Raw genomic sequence first — 6,521 nt, 5'->3', positions numbered from 1 at the left:
ACTAACTATTTAATACATAACCATCTCCCTGATAAAAAAAGCATTAGGGTTTAATTTTCCCATATATTCTTCATTGTATTTAGATGTTATTCTTCTAAATTTATCAAATTCACACCCAAATACCTCGCCACAATTTTCTGTCATAGACCTAAATGTATTTAGAATTAATGATTTATTATTCACCCATAAATTGACTTCAAAACCAATATTTTCCGATTTAAAAGTAATTATATTTTCTATAAAAGTTCTTGATACATTGTTTCCTACCCAAAAATAATGTATTTTTTGGAATATTCATAATTCAACCATTTTTATTTATCAAGTTAACAATATAGCTTTATTAAAGTTTAATAAACTAAATATTCGTTTAATTTAAAAGAATTTTTAGTAAAAACACTTACTTTTAAAAGATCAAATAAAAAAGAGTTAGTGTAATGTGTGGAGTAAATCAAGGAGAGTAGAATGGCTATAATTGTCACAACGTTATCGCCTGAGAGGAATTAAGATATATTTCAAAAAGTAATAAAAATAAAGTTGTAAAAATGAGCTTATTTTCCCAATAAACGACGATTAAAATCCTCAATTTTTCCATGCAATATACGTTTTTGCATCGTTAGGTTCCAACTGGCAGATAATCCAGCAGCCGCCATTAAGCGGCGATATTGCTCTTCATCAAACGGGCTATGAAAAGCAATGGAAACGGCTTCCTTAACAGAAATATCACTATTTCGGCTTAGTAGTTTGATCGGTTCACCTGTACTAACAAAACCTGAAGAGATAACACGGTATAACCAGCCACAACACCCATTATTTTGCATCATCGCAGCAAAATCACCTATGCCTGTAACAAGATTGAGTTTATAACAAGGCGAACGTGGTTGAGTTACCTGAATCAGCGTTTCCCCCCATTGAAAAATGTCTCCAATATAGACGTTCTCTTCCGTCATTCCTTCTGTGGATAGGTTTTCACCAAATAATGGGGGTACTAATACTTCTGTTAGTTCAGGAAATTGCCTTTTCCAAAACAGATAATGTTCTCTTGGATAGTGACAAAGTGCACGATCAGGCCCGCCATGAAAACGGGTTTCCGCTTGCTCATCACCTTCCAGTCCAAGAGAGGTTAGCTGTAAACGGCCATTTACCACCAGTTTATTGATTGCGCTGGTACCCAATTTTTCTGACAGTGTTACTTTGCCCCTATATACCTGTAGGCAATACATTTTATCTCCTCTCAATGAACTATTGATGATGAACCAAGTATTACTCAGGCATAATAACCAAGATTATCGAGCAATAAAAATTGCTGGTCACTGTAATGACCAGCATTCTCGTAAAAATAATGGGATGGATTACTTAATTTTTTCTTCGTAGCGTCTTGCCGCTTCGTCCCAATTTACGACATACCAAAATGCTTTGATGTAGTCAGGGCGGCGGTTCTGATATTTCAGGTAATAAGCATGCTCCCAAACATCCAGACCCACAATCGGGTAACCGGAAGCGCCTGCTATTTCTTCGCCCATAAGTGGGCTATCCTGATTGGCTGTTGAAACAACGGCAAGTTTGCCATCTTCTTTCAGCACCAGCCATGCCCAACCAGAACCAAAGCGAGTTGCTGCCGCCTGTTCAAATTTTTCTTTGAAGCTGTCGACACTTCCAAAGTCACGCTCAATAGCCGCTTTCAAAACACCAGCCAATACAGTTTCCAGTTTTAAGCCTTTCCAAAACAGGCTGTGGTTTGAGTGTCCACCCGCATTGTTGCGAACAAAAGTGCGCTTATCAGCAGGGATTTTATCAAGCTGCTGGATTAAGTTATCAATATCCAGCTCACTTAATTCAGGGAAGGCTTCCAGAGCAGTATTCGTGTTAGTGACATAAGTTTGATGGTGTTTAGTATGATGAATTTCCATCGTTTGTTTATCGAAATGAGGCTCTAGCGCATCATAAGAGTAAGGCAGAGAAGGCAGTGAATAGCTCATGTCATATCTCCAGTTGTTTAGAATGTATAAAACTCACACCTTGTGAATAGCATGGATTATTATAATGAATCGAAAGATAATGAAAATGATTATCAATTCCATATTATTACTGTGGTTTCCTTTATATATCCACGTTTCATACTTTTTTTGAATTTTAAATTCAAAAAAAACCAATTAGATAGAATATTAAACCAATAATAAAACCAATAACCCTACTTAACTCCATTCAAGTACACTGAATTGAATGATCATTCCATGAAATTCATTCTCTTTATTGCGTGATCTTCCGCGCAAAAAAGAAACAAAAACTCGCCTTACACTTTAGTTAACCTTGTTTTGACATAGTATTAACAATTGCAAGGAGATAAAAATATGACTCAAATAATCAAGCATCTTATTCCTGCTGATATTGCAGATACGGCCCTGATAAGCAAACAACAATATCTACAAGACTACCAATGGTCACTACAAGATCCTGAAGGGTTCTGGGGTGAGAAAGGTAAAATAGTGGATTGGATAAGGCCCTATACCAAGGTCAAAGACACCTCTTTCGACCCTGGGCATATCAGCATCCGCTGGTTTGAAGATGGTACTCTGAATTTAAGTGCCAACTGCCTTGATCGCCATTTACAAGAGCAGGGCGATCAAACCGCCATTATATGGGAAGGAGATAATCCCGCAGAATCCCGACACGTTACATATCGCGAGCTGCATCATGACGTTTGCCTATTCGCCAATGTGCTGAAAAAACTGGGGATCAAAAAAGGCGATGTCGTTGCTATCTATATGCCAATGGTGCCAGAAGCTGCCGTTGCAATGCTGGCTTGTGCCCGTATCGGGGCAATCCACTCCGTGATTTTTGGTGGCTTCTCTCCCGATGCAATCGCTGGCCGAGTTATTGATTCCAATGCCAAGCTCGTTATTACCGCAGATGAAGGTTTGCGAGCAGGCCGCACGATCCCATTGAAAAAAAATGTCGATGAAGCATTGAGCAATCCAGCCGTGACTGGCATCACTAATGTGGTTGTTTTCAAACGTACTGGAAATGCTAAAAACTGGCATGACGGCCGTGACTTATGGTGGCATGAACTTATCGAAAATGTCAGTGCAGATTGCCCTGCTGAAGAGATGAATGCCGAAGATCCGTTATTCATCCTTTATACCTCTGGGTCAACAGGTAAACCGAAAGGTGTCTTGCATACAACTGGTGGTTATCTGGTCTATGCTTCTTTGACCTTCAAATACACGTTTGATTATCGTCCAGGGGAAATCTACTGGTGTACGGCCGATGTCGGCTGGGTAACAGGACATAGTTATCTGTTATATGGCCCACTATCCTGCGGTGCCACTACCTTGATGTTTGAAGGTGTGCCCAACTATCCCGATGTTAATCGCCTCTGTCAGGTCGTTGATAAGCATCAGGTTAATATTATTTATACTGCACCAACCGCCATCAGAGCGTTAATGGCTGAAGGTGATAAGGCCATAGAAGGAACCAAACGCACGTCATTACGCATCATGGGTTCTGTTGGTGAACCAATTAACCCAGAAGCATGGGAATGGTATTACCAAAAGATAGGTAACAGTAAATGCCCTATCGTGGATACTTGGTGGCAAACCGAAACCGGCGGATTTATGATCACCCCCCTACCGGGTGCGACCGACCTCAAAGCTGGCTCCGCCACTCTGCCATTTTTCGGCATTAGCCCAGCATTGGTCGATAATTCAGGGGAAATCTTAGAGGGAGAGAATGAAGGCAATCTTGTGATTACAGATTCCTGGCCCGCGCAAGCGAGAACTTTATTCGGCGATCATGAACGTTTCGAACAAACCTATTTTTCTACTTTCAAGGGGATGTATTTCAGCGGCGATGGCGCCCGACGTGATGAAGATGGCTATTACTGGATCACTGGACGTGTCGATGATGTTCTGAATATTTCAGGCCATCGTTTAGGAACCGCAGAGATTGAGTCAGCTCTGGTTGCATACCCCAAAATCGCTGAAGCTGCCGTTGTTGGTATTCCTCATCATATCAAAGGGCAAGCCATTTACGCCTATGTCACGCTAATTCATGGTGAAGAGCCTTCCCCTGAGCTGTATACCGAAGTCAGAAATTGGGTTCGTAAAGAAATCGGGCCAATTGCAACACCCGATATCCTTCACTGGACGGATTCTCTGCCCAAAACGCGTTCTGGGAAGATCATGCGGCGTATTTTACGCAAAATTGCTTCTGGAGATACCAGTAACTTAGGAGATACCTCCACTCTGGCCGATCCGGGAGTTGTTGAAAAACTGCTGGAAGAAAAACAATCCATAAATATGTCGTAAGACCATTTTGTAAAACATATAAGCCGCCGCAAGGCGGCTTACACCAAAAGTACAGAAATGTGCAGAGACGTGGCTAATAGTCATGAATTCTCTCAGGTACGGCTATCCCGTATCTGGCATCTCATGATGTGATTTAAGGTGTGTCGTTTAAAATCAACAAGGAGATACTCTGATGAATGCCGACATTTATCAAGAGATTGAAAATAATCCCCGCTTTAAGGAATTGATTAAGAAACGTGGGCACTTCGCTTGGCTGTTATCCATCATTATGTTAGTGCTTTATGTTGGTTTTATCTTCCTTATTGCCTTTGCTCCTGAGTGGCTTGGAACGAAACTCCATGAAAGTACCAGTATAACTCGCGGTATCCCTATAGGTATCGGGATTATCTTTGTTTCTTTCATACTGACAGGAATTTATGTTGTGCGGGCGAATAGTGAGTTTGATCGTCTGATGTCAACTATTCTCAATGAGGTCAGAAAATGAAAAAAATCGTATTGTCAGCAATACCGCTATTTTCCTCCCTCTTTCCTATCTTAGCGCAAGCAGATGCCATTTCAGGTAATGTAGAAAAACAACCCTTGAATATTCAAGCAATTGTCATGTTTCTGTTATTCGTCGGGTTAACTCTTTGTATTACTTATTGGGCTTCAAAAAAAACTATTTCACGGTCAGATTATTATACCGCGGGCGGGCGTATTACGGGCTTCCAAAATGGTATGGCGATTGCCGGTGATTATATGTCAGCTGCCTCTTTCCTAGGAATTTCAGCATTAGTTTATACCTCTGGTTATGATGGACTGATCTATTCCATTGGTTTCCTCGTTGGCTGGCCAATTATCCTATTTCTCATTGCTGAACGATTACGAAATTTAGGGCGCTACACCTTTGCGGATGTCGCATCTTATAGGCTGAAACAGAACCCCATCCGTACCTTGTCCGCAATAGGTTCGCTGGTTGTTGTTGCGTTATATCTGATAGCCCAGATGGTCGGTGCAGGAAAGCTTATCGAATTGCTATTCGGATTGAATTACTACATCGCTGTTGTTCTGGTCGGTATTTTAATGGTGCTTTATGTACTGTTTGGTGGAATGCTGGCAACGACGTGGGTTCAGATTATCAAAGCAGTCCTGTTACTGGCAGGGGCTACATTCATGGCGCTGATGGTCATGAAAATAGTAAATTTCAATTTTAATACCCTATTTAAAGAAGCCATTGCTGTGCATTCCCTTGGGCCAGCGATCATGAGACCCGGTGGATTAGTATCTGATCCAATATCGGCGCTCTCTTTAGGATTAGCATTAATGTTCGGTACTGCCGGATTACCACATATCATTATGCGATTTTTTACCGTTAATGATGCCAAAGAAGCCCGTAAAAGCGTTTTCTATGCCACTGGTTTTATAGGTTATTTTTATATACTGACGTTCATCATCGGATTTGGTGCAATTTTATTGGTCAGCGCCAATCCTTCATTCAAAGATGCAACGGGTGCATTAATTGGTGGTACTAACATGGCCGCCGTCCATCTAGCAAGTGCCGTTGGCGGCGATTTTTTCCTTGGATTTATATCTGCGGTTGCTTTTGCCACCATTTTAGCGGTTGTAGCGGGATTAACGCTAGCTGGAGCCTCAGCAGTTTCCCATGATATCTATGCCAATGTGATTAAACAGGGGCAAGCCAATGAACGAGACGAGCTAAAAGTATCCAAGATTACCGTCGTAATCCTCGGTTTTGTTGCTATCGGGCTGGGTATTCTATTCGAAAAGCAAAATATTGCCTTTATGGTCGGTTTGGCTTTTTCCATTGCTGCAAGCTGCAATTTCCCTATTATTTTACTGTCGATGTACTGGAGCAAGCTGACGACACGAGGAGCTTTGGTTGGTGGATGGATGGGGTTACTGACAGCGGTTGTATTAATGGTTCTTGGCCCTACGATCTGGGTTAGTATTCTTGGTCATGAGAAACCGATTTATCCTTATGAATATCCAGCTATATTTTCCATGTTTGTGGCATTTACTGGGGCGTGGCTATTTTCTATCACGGATACATCGAAACAAGGACAGCAGGAAAGAGAAATGTTTCGCAGTCAATTTATCCGTTCACAAACAGGTATTGGAATTGAACAAGGAAAAATACATTAATCTGGAGGCGTAACAGATAAATTACTTTCTCAAAACACTATATTTAATTTTCTCCAAACGCAAAAAAGCCATCCG

At 41.2% G+C, this 6,521-nt stretch carries 6 protein-coding genes; 3 read left to right on the top strand and 3 right to left on the bottom strand.

All coding sequences use genetic code 11. The annotated features are described in order from the left end of the window. Window positions 1–9: 9 nt before the first annotated feature. The 3 genes from H8A87_RS20580 to sodA form a co-directional block, all read right to left on the bottom strand. The gene (locus tag H8A87_RS20580; RefSeq protein WP_408646951.1) at window positions 10–282 is read right to left on the bottom strand and encodes a hypothetical protein; all 273 of its coding nucleotides are present in this window, start codon (window positions 280–282) and stop codon (window positions 10–12) included. Window positions 283–548: 266 nt separating this feature from the next. Next, complete coding sequence (gene yiiM / locus H8A87_RS19250; RefSeq protein ID WP_198691492.1) at window positions 549–1,220, bottom strand: 6-hydroxyaminopurine reductase; 672 nt, start codon at window positions 1,218–1,220, stop codon at window positions 549–551. Window positions 1,221–1,349: 129 nt separating this feature from the next. Further along, entirely contained in the window at window positions 1,350–1,976 is a 627-nt protein-coding gene (sodA, locus tag H8A87_RS19245) for a superoxide dismutase [Mn] (RefSeq protein WP_198691491.1), read from the bottom strand. Window positions 1,977–2,348: 372 nt separating this feature from the next. Between sodA and acs the strand changes: the two genes are divergently transcribed. The 3 genes from acs (at window position 2,349) to actP (ending at window position 6,446) form a co-directional block, all read left to right on the top strand. Beyond that, window positions 2,349–4,304 (top strand): acetate--CoA ligase, encoded by a 1,956-nt coding sequence (gene acs, locus H8A87_RS19240; protein WP_198691490.1) that lies wholly within the window; start codon window positions 2,349–2,351, stop codon window positions 4,302–4,304. A gap of 172 nt (window positions 4,305–4,476) precedes the next feature. Further along, window positions 4,477–4,788, top strand: coding sequence for a DUF485 domain-containing protein (locus H8A87_RS19235; RefSeq protein ID WP_198691489.1), 312 nt, complete (start codon window positions 4,477–4,479; stop codon window positions 4,786–4,788). Beyond that, window positions 4,785–6,446 (top strand): cation/acetate symporter ActP, encoded by a 1,662-nt coding sequence (actP, locus tag H8A87_RS19230; RefSeq protein WP_198691488.1) that lies wholly within the window; start codon window positions 4,785–4,787, stop codon window positions 6,444–6,446. Before H8A87_RS19235 ends, actP begins: the two co-directional genes overlap by 4 nt. Window positions 6,447–6,521 lie beyond the last annotated feature (75 nt).

This window comes from Xenorhabdus lircayensis (assembly GCF_016306625.1).
Lineage (GTDB): Bacteria > Pseudomonadota > Gammaproteobacteria > Enterobacterales > Enterobacteriaceae > Xenorhabdus > Xenorhabdus lircayensis.
Note: the sequence above shows the minus strand (reverse complement) of the source record. Positions and strands in the feature narration are given on the sequence as shown.